Here is a 22,793-nt window from a genome sequence, read left to right as displayed (position 1 = left end):
CTCGCGCGTATGGACATGCCAAAAAGCACCAACTACAGCGCCACCGACAGCGGTGCCTACACCGACCTCAATCGCCTCAACTCGATGAAGGTCGGCGACCGCGACAGCGAAGGCAACCTGCGCAAGGTGGCGCAGGAATTCGAGTCGTTGTTCCTCAACGAAATGCTCAAGTCCGTGCGTTCGGCCACCGATGTGCTGGCCAAGGACAACCCGCTCAACACCGAGACCACCAAGCAGTACCAGCAGATGTACGACCAGCAACTGTCGGTCAGCCTGTCCCGCGAGGGCGGCGGCATTGGTCTGCAGGATGTGCTGATGCGCCAGTTGTCCAAGCAGAAGGGTGTGAGCGTCAACACCAGCCCGTTCCCGCGGGTCGATGTGCAGCAGCGTGCGCTGTGGGCGAGCAAAGTGGCCGAGCCGGTGCGCAATGCCGAAGAAACCGGCACCACCCGCAACGATGTGGCCGCGCTCAACTCCCGGCGCCTGGCGTTGCCGGGCAAGCTTACCGACCGCCTGCTGGCCGGTATCGTGCCGTCGGCCGATGCCGCCGCGGCAACCACCAATACCGCGGCATTGCCGCAGCGCACCACGGCGATGACCGATGCCGTGATCAAGGGCGACTGGGAGCCGGCGCAGACGTTCGCCGCACCCGGCGCGATGCGCATCTATGGCCGTGCCGTGGCCCAGCCACCGCTGGCGCCGGCGCAGAAAGCGTTCTCGTCCAGCGACGAATTCGTCAGCACCATGCTGCCGATGGCCGAGCAGGCCGCCAAGCGCATCGGTATCGATCCGCGTTACCTGGTGGCTCAGGCTGCGCTGGAAACCGGCTGGGGCAAGTCGGTCATGCGCTCCTCCGATGGCAGCAGCAGCCACAACCTGTTCGGCATCAAGGCCACCGGTAACTGGCAGGGCGATTCGGCGCGGGCGATCACCAGCGAATTCCGCGACGGCCAGTTCGTCAAGGAAACGGCGGCGTTCCGTTCCTACGATTCCTATCAGGACAGCTTCCACGATCTGGTCAGCCTGTTGCAGAACAACAGCCGCTATCAAGAAGCGGTGAAGTCGGCCGATAACCCAGAACAGTTTGTGCGAGAGCTGCAAAAAGCCGGGTATGCAACCGACCCGGCCTACGCCAGCAAGATCTCGCAGATCGCAAAACAGATGAAGTCGTACGATAGCTACGCGGCGATTGGCGCAACTACGAAACTATAAGGTTTGAACCATGGCGAGTTTGATCAGTATCGGGATGTCGGGGCTTGGGGCCGCTCAATCGGGGCTGCATACCACGGGTAACAACATCGCCAATGCCGATGTGGCGGGCTATTCGCGCCAGCAGAACGTCCAGACCACTAACGGCTCGGTCCGCTATGGCCAGGTGTTCATCGGTACCGGTACCACCCTGGCTGACGTGCGCCGGGTGTACAACGCCTTCCTCGACAACCAGTTGCAGACCAGCACCTCGCTCAACAGCGATGCCGCGTCGTACCTGAGCCAGATCACCTCGGTGGACAACCTGCTGTCCGACGCCAACACCGGTGTCACCGGCGCGTTGACTAACTTCTTCACGTCGCTGCAGGGCCTTTCCGCCAAGCCCAACGACGATGCTTCGCGGCAGTTGCTGCTGACCAACGCGCAGAACCTGACCAACCGCTTCAACACCATCGCCGCGCAGTTCAAGGAACAGAACAGCAACATCAACGGCAACCTGAAGTCGATGACCGAACAGGTCAACAACCTGGCCAAGACCGTTGCTTCGCTCAACGACCAGATCGCCAAGGTGGCGGCCCTCAATGGCCAGCCCAACGACCTGATGGACCAGCGCGACGAGACCGTTCGCCAACTGTCCGAGCTGGTAGGCGTGCAGACCAGCCAGCGCAACGGCAATATCGACATCACCCTGGCCAACGGCCAGTCGCTGGTACTGGGCACCTCCGTCAACACCCTCAGCACCGTGACCAGCACCACCGACCCGAGCCAGGTGTCGATCAAGCTCAGCTACAACAACTCCTTCGTCGATGTGACCAACTCCCTGACCGGTGGCGAAATCGGCGGTCTGCTGCGCTATCGCACCGAGACCCTGGTGCCTGCGCAGAACGAGATTGGTCGTATCGCGCTGGTCATGGCCGAGAAGATGAACTCGCAGCTGGCCCAGGGCATCGACAAGAACGGCGAGTTCGGCGCGGCCCTGTTCAGCGACATCAACAGCGCGGCGGCGATGGTCGGGCGCAGCATTGCCATGACCGGCAACGATGCCACCTCGACCAACCTCAACGTGGTGATCAAGGACACTGGCCGGCTGACCACCAGCGACTACCAGGTGACCATCACCGACCAGCCGACCGCGGGCAGTTTCATCGTTCGCAAGCTGCCCGATAACACCAACATGGGCACCTTCAACATCAATGACGATCCGCCCGCAGTGATCGACGGCTTCAGCCTCGACCTGAACGGCGGTACGGTCAAAGCCGGCGACAGCTTCAAGATCACCCCGACCCGCAACGCTGCCGCGTCCCTCGAAGTGGTGATGACCGACTCCAAGCGCCTGGCCGTGGCCGCGCCGCTGACGGCGACGACCGGTGGCAGCAACACCGGTACCGGCGTGATCACCCAGCCGGTGCTGAAATCGGTGCTGGATATCGCCGACCCGGCCCAGCGCCTGGAATTGCAGAACGGCATCAAGTACTCGACGCCGGTGCGCCTGGTGTTCGGTGATGAATCCGTCAGCCCGCAGACCTACTCGGTGGTCGACTCCAAGGGCGACCCGATTGGCAGCGGCACGTTCGTGCCTGGCCAGAACAACACCCTGCAGATCAACGTACCGATGGTCGATGCCAACGGCGCGGCAATCGTCGATGGCAACAACGTTCAGAAGACCTTCAGCTTCCAGATCGATGTCGCCGGCTCGCCGAAGAAAAACGACAGCTACAGCATTGCCCTGACCGGCGCGGGTTCCTCGGACAACCGTAACGGCCTGTCGCTGCTCGAACTGCAAAAAGCCCAGACCGTCGATGTCGGCAGCGCCACCAAGGGCGTCAGCCTGACCGATGCCTACGGCAAGCTGGTGGAGAGCGTTGGCGCCAAGACCAAGCAGGCGCAGATGGACAGCTCGGCGACCACCGCCATCCTGACCCAGGCCAAGGCCTCCCGCGACTCGCTGTCTGGCGTGCAACTGGATGAAGAAGCCGGCAACCTGGTCAAGTACCAGCAGTACTACACCGCCTCGTCGCAGATCATCAAAGCGGCGCAGGAAATGTTCTCCACGCTGATCAGTGCTCTTTAAGGAGTCGTAGACCGTGCGTATCTCTACTTCCCAGTATTACGAAACCAGCGCTTCCAACTATCAGCGGAACTACTCCAACGTGGTGAAGACCGGCGAAGAGGCCAGCGACCTGATCCGCGTGCGTACCGCCGCCGATGATCCGGTGGGCGCGGCCCGTCTGCTGCAACTCGATCACCAGAGTTCGATGCTGGCCCAGTACGACACCAACACCGGCATGATTCGCAACAGCCTGAGTCAGTCCGAGACCACGCTCAACTCGATCAACACCATCCTGCAGCGGGTCAATGAACTGGCGCTGGGCGCGGGTAACGCAGGCTTCACCGACACTGAGCGTAAAGCCACGGCCACCGAACTGGGCAAGCTCGAAGACCAACTGCTGAGCCTGATGAACACCCGCGATGAGAACGGTCAGTACCTGTTCTCCGGTTCCAAGGGTGATACCCAGCCGTTCGTGCGCAACGCAGATGGCACCTACACCTACCAGGGCGACCAGACTCAACTGCAACTGCAGGTCGGCGACATGCTGACCATGGCCGGCAACGACAGCGGCTGGGCGACTTTCCAGCAGGCGCTGAACACCAGCCGCACGCAGACCACCGTCACCTCGCCGACCAACCCTGCGGATGTACGGGTGGCGCTGTCCAATGGCCAGGTGTCCGCTGATATCAACTACAACGATGCGTTCCGTGCCAACGAGCCTTACGTCATCACCATGGTCAGCCCGACCCAATTCTCGATCAAGGACCAGGCGGGCAACGACTACACCTCCGAGGCCAGCGGCAACGGCGTGTTCGACTCGACCACCCCCGGCGGGGTCGCGGTGAGCTTCCGCGGTGTTGACCTGAAGTTGAACTTCAACCTGCAGAGCGGCGAGAGCGATGCGTTGATCACGGGTCACCAGTTCACCCTGCAGTCCAAGCCGGATACCATCACCGGCACCGCAAGCCCAGGCAACGGCTCCGGCGTGCAGATGACCGGTACCTCGGTGGTCGACGCGGACCTCTATGCCAAGTCCTTCCCGGAAGGCGCGGTGATCAAGTTCACCACTGGCGGCAACTATGAGCTTTATGCCCAGCCGCTGTCCGCCGGCAGCCGTCCGGTCGCCAACGGTACGGTGGCGGCGGGTGCTACCTCCATCACCGCTGCCGGGGTCAAGTTCGATTTCAGCGCTACGCCGGTCGACGGTGAGCAGTACAGCGTGACGGTCAACAAGCACCATACGCAGAACATTCTCGACACCGTCAGCCAGTTGCGCCAGGCGCTGGAAAAGCCCATCGACGGCAGCGAAAAGGCCTCGCAGCAACTGCGCGCCGCACTCGACTCGGCCATCGCCAACGTCAGTAGCGGACAGAACCAGTTGGCCTACACCGTCACCTCGATCGGTGCGCGGGGCAAGGCGCTGGACCTGCAGGAGCTGGCCAACGAGAGCCTGAGCATTGCCAACTCCAGCACCCAGTCGTCGATTCGTGATTCCGATCCGGCCGAGGTGATGACCCGCCTGACCCTGCAAAAGACCATGCTTGAAGCCTCGCAAATGGCCTTCAGCCGCGTTAGCCAGTTGAGCCTGTTCAAGGTTCTGTAACTGCTGCATGCCCGCCGTCCCGTTTGTTCGGGGCGGCGGGTCGCCTCCCTTATCCCCACGGTCCAGACTGTTCTGAATTTCCTCCGAGGGCAGTCACCGGTCGAGAGTCTTCGTCGTGAACCCAGCGCCTCTTGTCAGTCTCGTCATTCCCGCCTGCAATCCCCGTTTCTTCCGTGCGGCGCTGGTCAGTGCCCTGGCCCAGAACTACGAAAACCTCGAAGTCATCGTCTGCGACGATAGCCACGGCGACGAAATCAAGGCGCTGGTCGATGAACTGGACCCGCTCGCCCGCTGCCCACTTTACTACCAGCGCAACCCGCAGCCGCTTGGCTTGGGCGCTAACTTGCTGGCCGGGTTGGAACTGGCGCGGGGCGAGTACGTGCAGTTCCTCTGTGACGACGATCGGCTGATGGCCGATTGCATCAGCAGCGAGATGCGCCTGTTCCTCGCCAACGATGACGTCAGCCTGGTCACCACTCGCCGCAACCTCGCCGACGGTCAAGACTTCGCGCTGTCCCAGCGCCTGGAAAACAGCTGGTTCAGTTGGGGTGCCACGGTTTACAACGGCGACGACCTGCTGGATTTCTTCGACAGCAATCCGCTGAACTTCATCGGCGGCTTCAGCAATACCCTGATGCGCACCAGCGACCTCAATGAACTGCTGCCGGCACTGGTGCAGGCGGGCTTCGTCGCGCTGCTCGACTTCGCGCTGTTCATCTGCCTGCTGCGTCGGGGCAATCTGGTGGTGACGGCGCAGATGCACTGCATCGAGCGCATCCACCCCGACCAGTTGCGCCAGCAACCGCAGATGGTGGCGGCACGCGTCGCCGAGCTGCAGTGGCTGCGCAGCATGCTCGCTGCCCGCCCGCCGGCCACCGAGAGCTTTACTGGCTGGGCGCGGATTCATGTGTTGCCGGTGGATGGCCGGGTGGTGCCGCGGACATGGGAAAACCTGTTCCTGGTTCACGTACTGCGCGGCTTGCAGGCGATCCAGGAATCGCAGGTGGGTTTCGACAGCGACACCTTTGCCGACCTCTATGGCAAGTGGCTGGGCTGCCGCGAGGATCCCCTGGTTCTGCGCCGGTTGATGCGCCTGAGCGAACACTGGGACTGGCGCCCTCGCATCGCCGTGGTGGTGATCGATGCCGAAGGCGACAGCCCGGCGCTGCAGCGCACCGTGGAGAGCATCAACCGTCAATGCTACGGCGCCGCCAGCACGCTGGTGCTGTCCAGCGCTCGCGTGGCGTCCAGCCTCGACGACACCCTGATCGGCCGCCCGCTGCAAGCGGACTGGGGGCAGCAACTCAATGAGCTGCTGCCCGAGCTGGAAGGCGTCGATTGGTTCTATCTGCTGCGCGCGGGTGACCGCCTGAGCGAATTCAGCCTGATGCTGCTGGCCGAGCGCGCGGTGCGCTTGCCGCAGATCGCCTGTTGCTATGGCGACGAGGGCGGGCTGCTGGAGGGCGAGTCGCAGGATCCGGTGTTCAAGCCTGACTTCAACCTCGACCTGCAGCGTGCCTATCCCTTCACCGGGCGAGTGCTGGCGTTCTCCCGCACGCAATTCCTCGCGGCCGGCGGCTTTGCCGCGGGCTATCGCGAACTGGCGCCCCATGACCTGCTGTGGCGTCTGGTCGAAAACCACGGCCCGCAGACCATCGAGCACATTCCCGAAGTGCTGGTGGAGTGCGCGTTCGGCTACGCCGCGTGGCTGTCCTCGGCGCCGGTGGTCGCGGAAAACCCGCGCGTGCTACAGGCTCACCTGCAGCGCCTGGGCCTGGACTACCGCCTGGAAAACGAAGCGGGCGGTGCGATCAACCAGATTCGCTACCTGCACGCCGCGCAGCCACTGGTGACCCTGATCATCAGCTTCCGCGACCAGGTGGCCGCGCTCGAGCGCTGCCTTGAAAGCGTGCTGGGCAAGACCACGTACCCGCACTACGAAGTGCTGGTGCTGGACAACGCCAGCGAGCGCGAAGACTCCCGCGTCTGGCTGGCAGCCATGGCGCAGATGGGCGGCGAGCGCCTGCGGGTGTTGTCGCTGGACGAGGAAACCTCGTTCGCCGCGCAGCAGAACCTGGCTGCGCAGCATGCCCGTGGCGATTATTTGCTGATGCTCAACCCGTTCACCGTTGTCACCGACGGCGACTGGCTCGACGTGTTGCTCGCCCACGGCCAGCGGCCGGAAGTGGGGATGGTCGGCGCCGAGCTGTGCAACGCCGAGGGCCTGGTGGTCAACGCGGGGGGCGTACTGGGCCTGCGTGGCTCGGTGTATTCGCCGTTCGTGGGTGAAATGGTTCAGGCGGGCGGCTACATGCAGCGCCTGCAAGTGGCGCAGAACTACACGGTGCTCAGCGCCGAGTGCGTGCTGCTGCGCAAGCACCTGTTCCTGGAGCTGGGCGGCTTGAACGATGCCCGCTTCAACGCCGCGTTCAGCGATGTCGACCTCAGCCTGCGCATGCGCCAGGCCGGTTACCTCAGTGTCTGGACGCCGCGTGCGCGGCTGGTGCTGGACACCCCGCCGGGGCCGGCACCGGATCCGCAGAAAGAAGCGGCGCGTCAGGTGGTCCTGGCTGAACAGCATGAGGCGTTCCAGCGCGACTGGATGCCGATCATCGCCCGCGACCCGGCCTACAACATCAACCTGACCCTCAAGGGCTCGGCCTTCCGCCTGGAGCCCGGGCTCAAGGAAGGCTGGCTGCCGTTCCTCGGTCGCTCGCTGCCTCACGTGCTGGCCTTGCCGATGAACAAGACCGCGGTCGGCCATTACCGGGTGACCAAGCCGCTGACCGAACTGGAAGCGGCGGGCTGGGTCACCCAGCAGCAGTATTTCGAGATTCCCACCAGCGTCGAGCTGGAGCGCAGTTCGCCGGATGTGGTGATTCTCCAGGGGCGCTACACCGAAGGGTTCATCAAGGAAATCGAGCGGCTGAAGACCTACTCCAAGGGCTTCGTCATCTACGAACTGGATGACTACGTGATCAAGGTGCCGAAGAAGAACGGTCACCTGAAACACACCCCGCGCGACCTCGAAGGCTCGCTGCGCCGTGGCATCGCCCGCTGCGACCGCCTGGTGGTTTCCACCGAACCGCTGGCCGATGCCCTGCGCGACACCCACCACGACATTCGCGTGCTGCCCAACCTGCTCGCCGAAGAACTGTGGGTCGGTCGCCGTGGCCAGCGCCGCACCTCGAAAAAGCCGCGGGTTGGCTGGGGTGGCGGCACCAGCCACACCGGCGACCTGGAAGTCATCGCCGACGTGGTCAAGACCCTGGCCAACGAGGTCGAGTGGGTATTCTTCGGCATGTGCCCGCCGGACCTGCGGCCGTACATCCATGAGTTCCATCCACCGGTGGGCCTGTCGGCCTATCCGGCCAAGCTGACCAGTCTCAACCTCGACCTGGCGTTAGCGCCGCTGGAATTCCACATCTTCAACGACTGCAAGAGCAACCTGCGCCTGCTTGAGTACGGCGCCTGCGGTTACCCGGTGATCGTCACCGACACGGCGGCCTATCGTGGTTATCTGCCGTGCACCCGTGTCAAGAGCAACTCCACCGAGGAATGGCTGGAGGCGATCCGCATGCACCTGGCCGACCCCGATGCCAGCTACCGGATGGGCGACCAGTTGCATGACGAGGTAATGCGCAACTACGTGTTGCGGCCGGAGAATATTCAGGTCTGGTATGACGGGTGGATGCCGAGCTGAGGGGGCGGATCAGTCAGGGCTGACATAGGTTCGCCGATGGCTCGGTTGGGGTCTTGCGATCGAGCGCCGCGCGGGCGGCGCTCAATCTCAGCAGCGCCAAAAATCCCCAGGCATGCCCCAAACGCACCACCCTTGCCGCGCCAAGTCAGCCATCCAAGCTGGCGCGTTTCCTGCAAGTCCCCTCTGATATCGCCATAAATCCCGCGCTGCCACGCCATGCGGGATTTATAAGGACGGCCCGCCGCGCGCGGGCCGGTGACGAACGAGAGGGGATGACATGAAGGCGGTAATACTGGCCGGTGGACTGGGCACGCGCATCAGCGAAGAGTCGCACCTCAAACCCAAGCCGATGATCGAGATCGGCGGGAAGCCAATTCTCTGGCACATCATGAAGCAGTACTCGGCCCACGGGATCCACGACTTCGTGATCTGCCTCGGCTACAAGGGCTACGCGATCAAGGACTTCTTCGCCAACTACTTCCTGCATACCTCCGACGTCACGTTCGACATGTGCAACAACCGCATGGACGTCCATCAGAACTACAGCGAGCCCTGGCGCGTCACCCTGGTCGATACCGGCGAGGAAACCATGACCGGCGGCCGTCTGCGCCGCGCCTCGCGTTACCTGGAAGGCGAACAGGCGTTCTGCTTCACCTACGGCGATGGCGTATCAGACATCAACATCGGCGCGCTGGTGGATTTCCATCTGGAGCACGGCAAGCTCGCCACCGTCACCGCGGTGCAACCGCCCGGACGCTACGGCGCGCTGGAGCGTGACGGCGACAAGGTCAGCGGCTTCATCGAAAAACCACGCGGTGATGGCGGCTGGATCAACGGCGGCTTCTTCGTGCTTTCGCCGAAGGTGCTGCCGTATATCGCCGACGACCAGACCTCCTGGGAATCCGAGCCGCTGATCCAACTGGCCGCAGAAGACCAGTTGCAGGCGTTCCAGCACGACGGCTTCTGGCATCCGATGGACACCCTGCGCGACAAGAATCACCTGGAACAACTCTGGCAGAGCGGGGAGGCACCATGGAAACAGTGGGCGTGAGTCGTGAATTCTGGGAAGGCAAGCGCGTCCTGCTGACTGGCCACACCGGCTTCAAGGGCAGTTGGCTGGCGCTGTGGCTGCGTGAGCTGGGGGCGGAGGTCACCGGCTTCGCCCTCGACCCCGCCACCGAGCCGAGCCTGTTCGAACTGGCCAACGTCGGCCGCGACATCAAGGATGTCCGCGGTGACCTGCGTGACCTCGGCGCGCTGCTGGAAGTGGTGGCCGAGGCCAAGCCGGAAATCGTCCTGCACCTGGCCGCACAACCGCTGGTGCGCGAGGCGTACCGCGATCCGCTGGGCACCTATTCCAGCAACGTCATCGGCACCCTCAACCTGCTCGAAGCGATCCGCCAGATCGGCGGCGTGCGCTCGGTGGTGCTGGTCACTACCGACAAGGTCTACGCCAACCAGGAATGGCCGTGGCCGTACCGCGAGAACGAAGCGCTGGGCGGGCATGATCCCTACAGCAGCAGCAAGGCCTGTTGCGAACTGTTGGCGCAGTCGTACACCGCGTCCTTCTTCCCGCCGGCAAGCCACGCCGAGCACGGCCTGGCCCTGGCCACGGCGCGGGCCGGTAACGTGCTGGGTGGCGGCGACTTCGCCGCCGAGCGGCTGATTCCCGATGTGCTCAAGGCGTGGTCCGCCGGCGAGCCGGTGATCCTGCGTTATCCACAGGCGGTCCGTCCGTGGCAGCACGCCCTGGAGCCGCTGGCCGGCTACCTGCTACTGGCGCACCGGCTGTACAGCAACGGCCCGGAGTTTTCCGGCGCCTGGAACTTCGGCCCGAACGAAGGCGATATGTGCAGCGTCGGCGATGTCGTCACCCACCTGTCCCGGCAATGGCCGGACGCGCCGGGTATGCGGGTCGAGCCGAGCGAGCTGCACGAAGCCGGTGTCCTGCGCCTGGACAGTGGCCGTGCCCGGCAACTGCTCGGCTGGCGCACCCGCTGGTCGCTGCGCGAATGCCTGGAGCACACCCTGGAGTGGCACCTGGCGTGGAAGCGCGGCGATGACTTGAGGGCCGTCACCCTCGATCAACTGAACCTGTACGCGGAGCTGTCGTGAGCGACCTGCTGTTGCAATCCCTGCCACTGGCGGGGCTGTTCAGCGTGCAGCACAAGCGCCACGGCGATGCCCGTGGCCAGTTCGCCCGGCTGTTTTGCGAAGGCGGCCTGAGCGAATTGGGCGCGCCGTTCCATGTGCGCCAGATCAACCATTCGCAGACCCTCGGCGCCGGCTCCGTGCGCGGCCTGCATTACCAGCAGGGCGACACCCCGGAAGCCAAGCTCATTACCTGCCTGCGCGGCGAGGTGTGGGACGTGGCGGTGGACCTGCGCAGCGGCTCGCCGACCTTCCTGCAGTGGCATGCCGAATACCTGAGCGCCGGCGACGGCCGCAGCCTGCTGATCCCGGCCGGTTTCGCCCACGGCTTCCAGGTGCTCAGTGAGGAAGCCGAGTTGCTCTACCTGCACAGCGCCGACTACGCGCCGGGCCGCGAAGGCGGGCTGTCGGTGCATGACCCGCGGCTGGCGATCGACTGGCCGCTACCTGTCAAGAATCTGTCGGCCCGGGATGCCGCCCATCCCTGGCTGGATCACCATTTCACCGGAGTGCATGCATGAACTGCCGTGGCTGTGGCACAGCGCTGAGCCTGCCGTTGATCGACCTGGGCACCGCGCCGCCGTCCAACGCCTACCTGCGCGCCGAGCAACTGGCGCAGGCCGAGGCCTGGGTGCCGCTGAAAGTCGGCGTGTGCCAGCAGTGCTGGCTGGTGCAGACCGAGGACTACACCCGCGCCGACACCCTGTTCGATGCCGACTACGCGTACTTCAGTTCCTACTCCAGTTCGTGGCTGGCCCATGCCCGGCAGTACGTCGAGGACATGGCCGCGCGCTTCGCCCTCGGCGCGGACAGCCGGGTGGTGGAAATCGCCGCCAACGACGGCTACCTGTTGCAATACGTCGCCGCTCGCGGGATTGCCTGCCTCGGCGTCGAGCCGACCCGCAGCACCGCCCAGGCGGCGCGGGAAAAGGGTCTGGAAATCCGCGAGCTGTTCTTCGGCGAGCAGAGCGCCCGGCAACTGCTGGAGGAGGGTTGGGCAGCCGACCTGATGGCGGCCAACAACGTGCTGGCGCATGTCCCGGACATCAACGACTTCCTGCGCGGCTTCGCCACCTTGCTCAAGCCGGCCGGCGTCGCCACCTTCGAATTCCCGCACCTGCTCAGCCTGATGGCCGAGCACCAGTTCGACACGCTCTATCACGAGCACTATTCCTACCTGTCGCTGACCGCCGTGCAGACGCTTTGCGCACGCAACGGCCTGGCGATCTTCGACGTGCAGGAATTGCCGACCCATGGCGGCTCGCTGCGGGTCTTCGTCCAGCGTGCCGGTGGACCCCAGGCGACTCTGCCAGCGGTGCAGCGCTTGCTGGAAATCGAAGACAAGGTCGGCGTGACCACCTCGGACTTCTACGCGACCCTCGCCCCGGCCGCCGAACGCATCAAGCACCAGTTGCTGCGCTTCCTGCTGCAGGCCCGCGCCGAGGGCAAGCGGGTGGTCGGTTACGGCGCTGCGGCCAAGGGCAACACGCTGCTCAACTACGCCGGCGTGCGTGCTGATCTGCTGGCCTGGGTGGCCGATGCCAACCCGCACAAGCAGGGCAAATTCCTGCCGGGCAGCCGCATTCCGGTGGTCGCACCGGAGCGCCTGGCCATCGAGCAACCTGACTACGTGCTGGTGCTGCCGTGGAACCTGCTCAGCGAAGTCAGCGAGCAACAAGCGCTGGTGCGCGAGTGGGGCGGCCGCTTCGTGATTGCCGTGCCGGAGTTGACGGTCCTGTGAGTGCGCCGACGGTACTGGTGACCGGTGCCAGCGGCTTCGTTGGCCAGCACCTGGTTGCGGCGCTGCTGGCGCGGGGTTTCCAGGTGCGGGCGGTGGCGCGACAGGTGGGGCCGGCGAAGCGCCTGGCGTGGTTCGACCAGGTCGAATTCGTCGCCGCCGATATCCATGATCCGCTGCTGGACGTCGCCGCGCTGTGCGAGGGTGTCGACGCGCTGGTCCACCTGGCCTGGCCGGGGTTGCCCAACTACCAGGGGCTGTTCCACCTCGAACACAACCTGATGGCCGACTACGCCTTTATCAAGCGTGCGGTTGAGAGCGGGGTAGGGCAGGTGCAGGTCACCGGCACCTGCTTCGAATACGGCCTGCAAAGCGGGCCGCTGGACGAAACCGTGGAATGCCGGCCTGCCAATGCCTACGGCCTGGCCAAGCACAGCTTGCGCTTGTTCCTGGACACCTTGCGCCAGCAGGTGCCGTTCACCTTGCAGTGGGCGCGGCTGTTTTACCTGTACGGGCCGGGGCAGAACCCCAACAGCCTGCTGGCCGCGCTCGACCGCGCCATCGACAGCGGCGCCGAGCGTTTCGACATGTCCGGTGGCGAGCAGTTGCGGGATTTCCTGCCCATAGAAACCGCTGCGGCCCATCTGGCGGCGCTGTTGCAACAGCGCGATTTCAGCGGTGTGGTCAATGTCTGCCGCGGCCAGCCCGTCTCCGTGCGCAACCTGGTGGAACGCCACTGCGCCGCACGCGGGTCGCGCATCGCCCTGAACCTCGGTCACTACCCTTATCCGGCGCACGAGCCGATGGCGTTCTGGGGTGATGCCCGACGCCTGCGCGACCTGTTGGGAGCAGAACATGAAGCATGAGTTGTACCGCGCCACCGACCTGCCGGTGTTGCAGAACCGCACCTTCGCCGATGCCGCCAGCGCCCGCGCCAGTGCCGGCGCCGACATGCGTCTGGTGCAGGACAGCCGCACCGGCCTGGTCTTCAATGACGCCTTCGATGCCGACAAGCTCAGCTACGACAGCGACTACCAGAACGAACAGGCCCATTCCGGGCAGTTCCAGCGCCATCTCGACGACGTCGAGGCGGTGGTCGCCCGTCACTTCAGCGGGCGCAGCCTGATCGAAGTGGGCTGCGGCAAGGGCTGGTTCCTCGAATTGCTGCGCGAGCGCGGCTACGCCGTGACCGGCATCGACCCGGCCTACGAAGGCGCCAACCCGGACGTGATCAAGGCGCCGTTCACCGCCGAACTGGACCTGCGCGCCGAAGCCATCGTGCTGCGCCATGTGCTGGAGCACATCGAGGATCCGATGAGCTTCCTCGGCGAGATCGCCAAGGCCAACGGTGGCAGCGGCCTGATCTACATCGAAGTGCCCTGCCTGGACTGGATCATCGAGCACAAGGCCTGGTTCGACCTGTTCTACGAGCACGTCAATTACTTCCGTCTCGCCGACCTGCAGCGTGCCTTCGGCCGTGTGCTGGAAGCCGGGCGGCTGTTCGGCGGGCAGTACCTGTACATCGTCGCCGACCTCGCCAGCTTGCGTGAGCTGGACGCCAGCAGCGTCGAGCCGCTGCGCCTGCCGGACGATTTCAGCGCCAGCCTGGCCCGCGCGGTGGACATCGTGCGCCGTGACGGCGAGCGCGGCTCGGCGATCTGGGGCGCATCGTCCAAGGGCGTTATTTATTCGCTGTTCCTTCAGCGTGCCGGGGTTGCGGTCGATCAAGTGGTCGATATCAACCCGGCCAAGCAGGGCCGCTACCTGCCGCTCAGCGGCGCGCGGGTGTCCTCGCCGCAAGAGGCCATGGCCGCCTTGCCCGACGGCGCCCACCTGTTCGTGATGAATTCCAACTACCTCGAGGAAATCCGCCGCATGACCGATGGCCGTTTTGTCTATCACGCCGTCGACAGCGCCGCATTTCAATGACTATCCGAAGAGACAGCACCATGACCGACGTTAACAAAGCCTTCGAAGCCGAGTGCCAGGCCGAAATCGCCGCCCAGGGCCAGGATGAAAACCTCAAGGGCCTGGCCCGCGACTTCTTCAACGAGTCGGCAAAGCACAAGTACAGCTACCACTTCTCGTGGATGGGCCGCCCGATCATCCAGTTGCCGCAGGACATGCTGGCGATGCAGGAGATCATCTGGCGGGTCAAGCCGGACCTGATCGTCGAGTGCGGCATCGCCCACGGCGGCTCGATCATTTACTACGCCTCGCTGCTGGAACTGCAGGGCCACGGCGAAGTGCTGGGCATCGACCGCGACATTCGCCCGCACAACCGCGAGGCCATCGAGTCGCACCCGATGAGCAAGCGCATTTCCATGATCGAAGGTTCGAGCATCGATGAGGCGACCATCGCCCAGGTGCGCGCGATCGCCGAAGGCAAGAAAGTCATCCTGGTACTGGACTCCAACCACACCCACGACCACGTTCTCGCCGAACTGCGTGCCTATGCGCCGCTGGTGGCGGTGGACAGCTACTGCGTGGTGATGGACACCGTGGTCGAGGACATGCCGGCGGAATTCTTCCCGGACCGTCCGTGGGGCCCGGGTGACAACCCGAAGACTGCGGTCTGGGAGTACCTGAAGGAAAACACCGACTTCGAAATCGACCAGCAGATGCAGGACAAACTGCTGCTGAGCGTGGCGCCGGACGGGTATCTGCGCCGGGTTCGCTGATTTTTACTGAACTCTCGGCCAATCGCTGCGGTTCGGCCCAAAAGATCACCACAGAATCCCTGTAGGTACAGATATGCAAAGCACCGCCCTGCGCGAGCACTTCACCCTCGTTCTGCTGACCCACAAACGCCCGGCCTTCCTGCGCCGTGCCTTGCAGTACTACAAGGATTTCCCCGGCACCCTGCTGGTGCTGGACTCGTCCCCCGAGCCTGTCGCGGACATCGCCAGCCGCTTCCCGCGAGTTGATTACCAGCACCTGCCGCAGTTCAACTACCGCGGCTTCCAGGCCAAGATCAAGCATGGCCTGAGCCTGGTTAAAACGCGCTACGTGGCGCTGGTGGCCGACGACGATTTCATTCTGCCGGAAGCCATCGCCGAGTCCCTGGACTTCCTCGAAGCCCATCCTGACTACGGCATGTGCCAGGGCTACAGCATGATGTACCTGGCCGAGTCGGGGCACACCAACTACTACCGCCGCGACAAGAAGATCGCCCGCGAAGACTTCGACAGCGAAGACCCGCGCCAGCGGGTGCTCGATTACCTGTACGCCTTTATCCCGCCGTTCTACGCCGTGACCCGCACCGCGCTGCTGCAGGATTGGGCCGCGCAGATTCCCGACGCGTTGCGCTTCGAATGGCTGGAAGTCAGCCACACGTACTTCCTGCTGGCCAGCGCCAAGGCGCGGATGCTGCCGATTCCCTACGCGGTGCGCGAGGCCAACTACGGCACCTCGGAGCACAACACCGAGGTGACCTACGCCCTGGCCTTGCCGGACCCGGCTTCGGTGGCCAGTCGCGAGGAATTCGCCGATGTCCTGGCTGGGCTGGATACGCCGCTCAAGGGTGAGCGCGAGGATATTCGCGCCTTCGCCCTGCAGACTTTCGCGCATATGTACGAAGGGCTGGCGGCCGGTCGCTCGCTGATCATCGAGCCGATCTTGTCGTCGATCCTGACGGGCATGGGTGAGCCATCGAAGCGGCACTTCCTGCCGACCCAGTACGTCGACCTGCCGTTCTACAACAAGCCGTTCTTCGATCACCTGAGCGAAATCGAATTCCTTCTCCACGCCATGCCGGCCGGCCGCTTGCAGCTTGAAGAGCTGGAGCCGATCTGGCTGACGCAGGAGCGCCTGTTGCGGGTGAACGCCGGCGAGCACATCGATGTGGTCATCGACCGTGCGCGCAAAGCGCTGGAGTGCGGTGCCTACAACCTCAAGGTGGTCAAGCGCCTGATCGAACTGCTGCAGGACAACGGCGAGGCCGACGAGGTGCAGCGCCTGTCCGCCTGGGCCCGGCGTCTTGAGTCGGTCACCAGCGACGCCGGTCGCGCGCTGCTCAGCGCCCAGCCGTCCGGGCAGATGCTCGACTGGCTGGAGGCGCGGCGCCCCGACGACGCCAGCCAGGAGGCGATCACCGCCCATTTGGCGCAGCATCAGGGCGGGCCGCAGTTCGGCATCCTGCTGCTGGACCTGAACCACGACGAGAGCAAGTTGCAGGCAACCTTCGACAGCCTGCTCAGCGGCCTGAGCCGGTCGTTCCGCGTGGTGGTGTTCACCACCGCGGCGCTGCCGGCGGTGACGTCGCTGCACAACACCGTGCACTTCGTCCGGGTCAGCCAGGACGACTACGTCGACAAGATCAACCAGATCGCCCTGCAGACTTCTTGCGAGTGGCTGATGCTGGCCGAGGCCGGTGACGAGTTCACCTCCACCGGTCTGCTGCGGGCGGGCCTGGAACTGCTCGACGCGCCGGAGTGCCGCGCCGTGGCGGTGGATGAAATCCAGCAGTTGGTCGGTGGTGCGTGGCGCGAAATGCTTCGCCCGGGCATCAACCTCGACTTGCTGCAAAGCCTGCCGCTGATGATGGCGCGGCACTGGCTGGTGCGCCGCGAAGTGCTGGTCGAGGCCGGTGGCTTTGCCCGCGAGTACAGCGACGCGCTGGAATACGACCTGTTGCTGCGCCTGATCGAACAGGGTGGCCTGAACGGTCTGGCGCACCTGGACGAACCGGTGCTGGTCAGCAACGCTCCGCAGCTCAAGCACAATGAGCACGCGCGCCAGACACTGGCCCGGCACCTCGCCACCCGCGGCTACAAGGCCCAGGTCAGCTCGGCCTTCCCGGGCGCCTTGCGCATCGACTACCGCCATATGGAGCGGCCGCAGGTGTCGATCATCCTGCACAGCGAAGACAACCAGGCGGCGCTGCAACGTTGCCTGGACAGCGTGCTGCAACGCACCCGCTACCTGCGCTACGAAGTGCTGATCGCCGACAACGCCAGCCAGTCGCCGCAGCACCTGCAATGGCTGGAGCAATTGCAGCAGGCCGGCGGTCGCGTGCGCGTGCTGCAAAGCCCGCAGCGTCTCAGCGCCGCGGCGCTGGTCAATGCCGCCAGCGCCGAAGCCAGCGGTGAGTACCTGGTGCTGCTGTCGGCCGATGCCGAGGTGGTCAATGCCAACTGGCTGGAAGCACTGCTCAACCAGGCCCAGCGCCAGGAGGTCGGTGTGGTCGGCGCCAAGCTGGTGGATGCCCAGGGCAAGGTCACCCAGGGCGGCCTGTTGCTCGCCGAAGGAGGTCAGGTCGTGGCGGCCCATGTCGGGCTGGCCAAGGATGAAACCGGTTACCTCGGCCAGGCGGGTGTCGAGCAGAACTACCCGGCGGTGTCGGCTGCGTGCCTGATGGTGCGTACCGAGGTCTTCCGGGCGCTGGGCGGGCTGGACGAAGGTGAGTTCGCCGACAGCTATGCCGATGTCGACCTGTGCCTGAAAGTCGCCGACGCCGGACTGCTGACCGTGTGGACGCCGCAGGTCCAGGTGCTCCATCCGGGCCACTTGCCGGACGATGCCGCCGCGCTTGCCGCGTTGCGACAGAAGTGGGCCGGCCTGTGGCAGAGCGCTGCCCATGGCCGCAGCCTGAAGCCGGCCAGCGCCGCCTTCGACTGGAAAAGCCTGGTCGGCTGAGCCCGCCTCGCGGCCAGCGAATGGCCTGTATCTTGCTTCGGGCTTGCATAAACAGGGCAGGGGTCAGAAAAACGTTGATCCCGGTCCCTGACCACAGCAAGTCCAGGTCGTCGCCAGCGCATGCCGGCGACGACCCAGCAAGGATCCAGGCATGTTCGACGACAAGTCACCCCTCAGTTCCAGCAGTGCTGGTGCTTTCAATCGCACGCTCATCACTGTGCCCGCCGAACTGACGGAGAGCCTGATCTCCCCCGTGCTTCATGACAATCCGAACCTCTGTTCCGAGAACGCAATGATTCCTTTGGTCAACACCCGAATGTCCCTGGAGTTCACCGAGCGCCTTGCCCACGAGACGACGCCCGGTGCTGCCGAGGTTGATGTGGGCCTCGGCGCGGACCGCCACGACCGGCTCAAAGGGCGGACCGGGAAAAACCCGAAAGCCGCCGCCGTCGCCAATCCGGGTGGGCTGCCGGCGCTTGCGGGTACAGAGGTGATTCCCTACGGGCGGCAGAATGTTGATCAGGCAGACATCGACGCGGTCGTCGAGGTCTTGCGTTCCGACTGGCTGACCCAGGGGCCGGTGCTCGAGCGCTTCGAACAGGCAGTCGCCGAGCGTTGTCAGGCAACCTTCGCGGTAGCGGTGAGCAATGCCACTGCCGGGCTGCATCTGGCCTGCCTGGCGGCGGGGCTTGCCGCGGGTGACTGGCTGTGGACCAGCCCGAACAGTTTCGTCGCTTCGGCCAATTGCGCACGGTATTGCGGTGCCGAGGTGGATTTCGTCGACATCGACGTGCTGACCTGGAATATCGATGTCCGCGCACTGGCGACCAAGCTGGAACAGGCCGAGGCTGCGGATCGATTGCCCAAGGTGCTGGTGGCGGTCGCCTTTTCCGGGCAGAGCTGCGACATGGCTGAAATTGCCCGGTTGGCCCGCAAATACGGTTTCCGTGTGATCGAGGACGCCGCGCATGCCTTCGGTGCCAGCTATGCCGGTGAACCCGTGGGAAGCGGTCGTTATGCCGACATGACGGTTTTCAGTTTCCATCCGGTCAAGATCATCACCAGCGGTGAAGGTGGCATGGTCTTGTGCAACGACCCGGCGCTGGCGCGGCAACTACGCTCCTTGCGTAGCCATGGCATTACTCGCAACCCTGAGGAGATGACCGAGCCCGCGCACGGCAACTGGTACTACCAGCAGGTCGACCTGGGTTTCAATTACCGGATGTGCGATGTGCAGGCCGCCCTTGGGCTGTCGCAATTGCGCCGGCTGGATGAATTCCTGGAGCGCCGGCGTTTTCTGGCTGCCCGTTATCAACGACTGCTTGCCGATTTGCCGCTGCAGTTGCCGGTGGCCCAGGCGAAGGCCGAGTCGGCCTGGCACCTGTATGTGGTGCGGTTGCAGGGCCGCCTGGAAGGGAGCCATCGCGCCGTGTTCGATGGCATGCGTGCGGCCGGTATCCAGGTCAACCTGCATTACATTCCGATTCACCTGCAGCCCTATTACCAGGCCCTGGGCTTTGCGCCCGGTGATTTCCCTGAAGCGGAACGCTATTACCGCCAGGCCATTACCTTGCCGCTCTTCCCGCAATTGAGCGAAGCGCAGCAGGACCGTGTGGTAGACACCCTGCGCGCATTGCTGGTCGCAGAGGCGGACCGGGCATGAGTGACGTTGCGATAGCGATCATTCCCGCCCGTGGTGACAGCAAGCGAATTCCGTACAAGAACCTCAAGCTGTTCAGGGGCGAGCCCATCATCGCTTGCTCGATCCGGGCGGCTCTGGGCAGTGGTCTGTTCGAGCGTGTGGTGGTCAGCACCGACGATCCACGCATCGCTGATATCGCGCTGAGCTACGGCGCCGAGGTGCCGTTCACCCGCCCCAAAGCGCTGGCGGATGATCATGCCACTACCGCGTCGGTCATCGTCCATGCCGTGCAGACACTGGCTGAGCAAGGGCAAAAAGTGGATCTGGCGTGCTGTATCTACGCCACCGCACCCTTGTTGCAGCAGCGTTACCTGCGAGCCGGGTACGAGGCGCTGCTGGATCAGCCCGAGGGCTCCTTCGCATTTTCCGTGTGCAGTGCAGGTTTTCCGGTTCAGCGGGCGTTGACCTTGACCGAAGAGGGCGCGTTGACGCCCCTTTATCCGCAGTACCGTGACACCCGTTCCCAGGACTTGCCCCACGCCTATCAGGATGCCGGCCAGTTCTACTGGGGAAGAACCGACGCCTGGCTGCGTGGAAACGGGCCGTTTTCCGAGCAGAGCCTGCCGGTGATCTTGCCGCGACATCTGGTCCAGGACATCGATACCGAAGACGACTGGCGACGTGTCGAGTACCTGTACGCCGCGTTGTTGGCGGCGGGGGAACTGCAGGGTTGAAGGTACTGTTTCGCGCCGATGCTGGCAGCCACCTGGGTATCGGCCATGTTGCTCGATGCCTGACGCTGGCGCAGGTGCTGGCGTCCGGGGGCGCACAGATCAGCTTCGCCTGCCGCGCCTTGCCGGGGCATCAGATGCAGAGGATCGCCGCGGCCGGGCATGAGGTGTTCAGCCTGCCCGCCGATACGCCGGACGAGATTCCGGCGTTGCAGGCGCTGCTGCCGACCGAGGCGTGTTTCGACTGGATTCTTGTCGATCATTACCAATTCGATGCCCGCTGGGAGTCCGCGGCGCGTTGCTGGGGGCGGCGGGTCATGGCCATCGACGACCTGGCCGACCGGCCGCACGACTGCGACTTGCTGCTGGACCAGAATTTCACTGCCAGCGCGGCGCTTTACCACGGGTGGGTGCCAGCGGCCTGCCAGATACTGGCGGGGCCGCGGCATGCGTTGCTGCGCCCGGCGTTCCGCGAGCTTCGTCCGGCCGCGCAAGCAGGTCCGAGCCGGGTGCTGGTGAGCTTTGGTGGCTTCGACCAGGCCGGCATGACCTTGCGCACCTTGCAGGCGCTGGACGGGCTCGAAGGCGTCGAGGTGCAGTGCATTGCCGGGCACTCCAGTCCGGATCTCGCGGCATTGCAATCACTGGTCGCCCGTCATCCTGGCTGGACGTTGCTGAATTTCGTCAACGACCTGCCCGAGCGCATGGCCGCAGCCACCTTGTTCATCGGTGCTGGCGGCGGGACCACCTGGGAGCGTGCGGCCATCGGCCTGCCGAGCCTGTGTATCGGCGTCGCGCCAAACCAGTACGCCAACGCCGAGGCGCTGGCGCAGGCGGGTCTGCACCTGTACCTGGGGCCGGCAGAACAGGTCGCGGTGGCAGCGCTGCATCAGGCAATTGCCGGGTTGCTGGGCAATCTGCCGCAGCGTCAACATTTTGCCGCGCGCGGCATGGAACTGGTGGATGGCCTGGGTGCGCAGCGGGTGGCGCTGGCGCTGTTCCAGGCGGCGGGTTATACACAGGCCGCGGGCCATTTCGAACAGGTATTGAAGGATTCTCAGCATGAGCAGTTTTGACATCGGTCAGCGTCGTGTCGGCGTCGATGCCGCGCCCCTGGTGATCGCCGAGATGAGCGGCAATCACAACCAGTCGCTGGAGCGCGCCTTGCAGATCGTCGAGGCCGCTGCCAAAGCCGGCGCCCATGCCCTGAAGCTGCAGACCTACACCGCCGACACCATGACCCTGGACCTGAGCCATGGCGAGTTCTTCATCGAAGACAAGAGCAGCCTTTGGGCCGGCTCCTCGCTGTATTCGCTGTACCAGCAGGCGTACACCCCGTGGGAGTGGCACGCGCCGATTTTCCGGCGCGCCCGTGAGCTGGGCATGCTGGCGTTCTCCACACCGTTCGACGAAAGCGCCGTGGACTTTCTCGAAAGCCTTGACGTGCCGGCGTACAAGATCGCCAGTTTCGAAAACACCGACCTGCCGCTGATCCGCAAGGTGGCCGCTACCGGCAAGCCGATGATCATTTCCACCGGCATGGCCAGCCTGGCCGAGCTGGACGAAACCGTGCGCACGGCGCGCCAGGCCGGCTGTCGTGATCTGGTGTTGCTCAAGTGCACCAGCACCTACCCGGCAAACCCGGAGAACAGCAACGTGCGGACCATTCCGCACCTGCGCGAACTGTTCGGCTGCGAAGTCGGGCTGTCCGATCACACCCTGGGTGTGGGCGCGGCGGTGGCGGCGGTCGCGCTGGGCGCCAGCGTGGTGGAAAAGCACTTCACCCTCAGCCGCGCCGAGGGCGGGGTGGATGCGGCATTCTCGCTGGAGCCGGCGGAACTGGCCTGCCTGGTGCAGGAGACCGAGCGGGCCTGGCAGTCGCTGGGTCAGGTGCGTTACGGCGCGAGCCAGGCCGAAGAGGCCTCGCGGCGCTTCCGGCGTTCGTTGTACGTGGTGCGTGACATGGCGGCTGGCGAGGTCTTCGATCAGAGCAATGTGCGCGCCATTCGTCCGGGGCTCGGCCTTGCGCCCAAGCACCTGGAATCCCTGCTCGGGCGCAAGGCCCGGCAGCCACTTGCCCGTGGAACCGCGCTGGACTGGTCGCTGGTGGAGTAGGGCTGCCGCCCGTCTGCCACGCAGCCTGGGGCGGCACGCCCTAGGAAAATATGCCATTGTCTGTGAAAATCCGTGACCTATCAGTCAGACCGGGCATCTGTGTCTCTATCGTTAATGGGAGTGGCGGGCCGTGTCACCACCATTTCCACCGCTGTCCAAGTGATCGGGCAGCGGGAATCCCTGTTTTCTGGCGCCCCTCGAATCGTGCGAGCGG

The 22,793-nt window shown here is 64.6% G+C and carries 16 protein-coding genes; all 16 read left to right on the top strand.

Features of this window, described 5'->3' with window-relative positions; all coding sequences use genetic code 11:
• The first annotated feature begins 9 nt into the window (after positions 1 to 9).
• The 16 genes from flgJ (at position 10) to pseI (ending at position 22,579) form a co-directional block, all read left to right on the top strand.
• On the top strand, positions 10 to 1,212 hold the full coding sequence (gene flgJ, locus NTD82_RS21560) for a flagellar assembly peptidoglycan hydrolase FlgJ (RefSeq protein WP_095156931.1): 1,203 nt from the start codon (positions 10 to 12) through the stop codon (positions 1,210 to 1,212).
• Between the two features lie 10 nt (positions 1,213 to 1,222).
• Positions 1,223 to 3,280 carry a flagellar hook-associated protein FlgK gene (gene flgK / locus NTD82_RS21555; RefSeq protein ID WP_262130157.1) on the top strand — a complete coding sequence of 686 codons (2,058 nt, stop codon included), beginning with the start codon at positions 1,223 to 1,225 and terminating at the stop codon, positions 3,278 to 3,280.
• A gap of 13 nt (positions 3,281 to 3,293) precedes the next feature.
• Entirely contained in the window at positions 3,294 to 4,862 is a 1,569-nt protein-coding gene (locus NTD82_RS21550) for a flagellar hook-associated protein 3 (protein ID WP_095156933.1), read from the top strand.
• Between the two features lie 115 nt (positions 4,863 to 4,977).
• The gene (locus NTD82_RS21545) at positions 4,978 to 8,565 is read left to right on the top strand and encodes a glycosyltransferase (protein WP_262130156.1); all 3,588 of its coding nucleotides are present in this window, start codon (positions 4,978 to 4,980) and stop codon (positions 8,563 to 8,565) included.
• A gap of 277 nt (positions 8,566 to 8,842) precedes the next feature.
• Positions 8,843 to 9,616 (top strand): glucose-1-phosphate cytidylyltransferase, encoded by a 774-nt coding sequence (gene rfbF / locus NTD82_RS21540; protein ID WP_095156935.1) that lies wholly within the window; start codon positions 8,843 to 8,845, stop codon positions 9,614 to 9,616.
• Positions 9,598 to 10,680, top strand: coding sequence for a CDP-glucose 4,6-dehydratase (gene rfbG, locus NTD82_RS21535; protein ID WP_095156936.1), 1,083 nt, complete (start codon positions 9,598 to 9,600; stop codon positions 10,678 to 10,680). Before rfbF ends, rfbG begins: the two co-directional genes overlap by 19 nt.
• Positions 10,677 to 11,237, top strand: a complete 561-nt coding sequence (locus NTD82_RS21530) for a dTDP-4-dehydrorhamnose 3,5-epimerase family protein (RefSeq protein WP_262130153.1) — start codon at positions 10,677 to 10,679, stop codon at positions 11,235 to 11,237. The genes rfbG and NTD82_RS21530 overlap by 4 nt, the downstream gene beginning before the upstream one ends.
• On the top strand, positions 11,234 to 12,457 hold the full coding sequence (locus NTD82_RS21525; RefSeq protein WP_262130151.1) for a class I SAM-dependent methyltransferase: 1,224 nt from the start codon (positions 11,234 to 11,236) through the stop codon (positions 12,455 to 12,457). Before NTD82_RS21530 ends, NTD82_RS21525 begins: the two co-directional genes overlap by 4 nt.
• A complete protein-coding gene (locus tag NTD82_RS21520; protein WP_262130149.1) occupies positions 12,454 to 13,320 on the top strand; it encodes an NAD-dependent epimerase/dehydratase family protein in 867 nt (288 codons plus the stop codon). Before NTD82_RS21525 ends, NTD82_RS21520 begins: the two co-directional genes overlap by 4 nt.
• Complete coding sequence (locus tag NTD82_RS21515) at positions 13,310 to 14,383, top strand: class I SAM-dependent methyltransferase (RefSeq protein WP_095156940.1); 1,074 nt, start codon at positions 13,310 to 13,312, stop codon at positions 14,381 to 14,383. The genes NTD82_RS21520 and NTD82_RS21515 overlap by 11 nt, the downstream gene beginning before the upstream one ends.
• A 20-nt stretch (positions 14,384 to 14,403) precedes the next feature.
• On the top strand, positions 14,404 to 15,135 hold the full coding sequence (locus NTD82_RS21510; RefSeq protein WP_095156941.1) for a cephalosporin hydroxylase family protein: 732 nt from the start codon (positions 14,404 to 14,406) through the stop codon (positions 15,133 to 15,135).
• Between the two features lie 73 nt (positions 15,136 to 15,208).
• Entirely contained in the window at positions 15,209 to 18,091 is a 2,883-nt protein-coding gene (locus tag NTD82_RS21505) for a TIGR00180 family glycosyltransferase (protein WP_262130144.1), read from the top strand.
• 490 nt (positions 18,092 to 18,581) lie between these two features.
• Positions 18,582 to 19,754, top strand: coding sequence for a UDP-4-amino-4,6-dideoxy-N-acetyl-beta-L-altrosamine transaminase (gene pseC, locus NTD82_RS21500; protein ID WP_262130161.1), 1,173 nt, complete (start codon positions 18,582 to 18,584; stop codon positions 19,752 to 19,754).
• On the top strand, positions 19,751 to 20,467 hold the full coding sequence (gene pseF, locus NTD82_RS21495; RefSeq protein WP_262130142.1) for a pseudaminic acid cytidylyltransferase: 717 nt from the start codon (positions 19,751 to 19,753) through the stop codon (positions 20,465 to 20,467). Before pseC ends, pseF begins: the two co-directional genes overlap by 4 nt.
• A complete protein-coding gene (gene pseG, locus NTD82_RS21490) occupies positions 20,464 to 21,540 on the top strand; it encodes a UDP-2,4-diacetamido-2,4,6-trideoxy-beta-L-altropyranose hydrolase (protein ID WP_262130141.1) in 1,077 nt (358 codons plus the stop codon). The genes pseF and pseG overlap by 4 nt, the downstream gene beginning before the upstream one ends.
• A complete protein-coding gene (gene pseI, locus NTD82_RS21485; protein WP_095156945.1) occupies positions 21,527 to 22,579 on the top strand; it encodes a pseudaminic acid synthase in 1,053 nt (350 codons plus the stop codon). The genes pseG and pseI overlap by 14 nt, the downstream gene beginning before the upstream one ends.
• Positions 22,580 to 22,793 lie beyond the last annotated feature (214 nt).

This window comes from Pseudomonas sp. 5P_5.1_Bac1, from assembly GCF_025466015.1.
Lineage (GTDB): Bacteria > Pseudomonadota > Gammaproteobacteria > Pseudomonadales > Pseudomonadaceae > Aquipseudomonas.
This window is presented reverse-complemented; position numbering and strand designations above follow the sequence as displayed.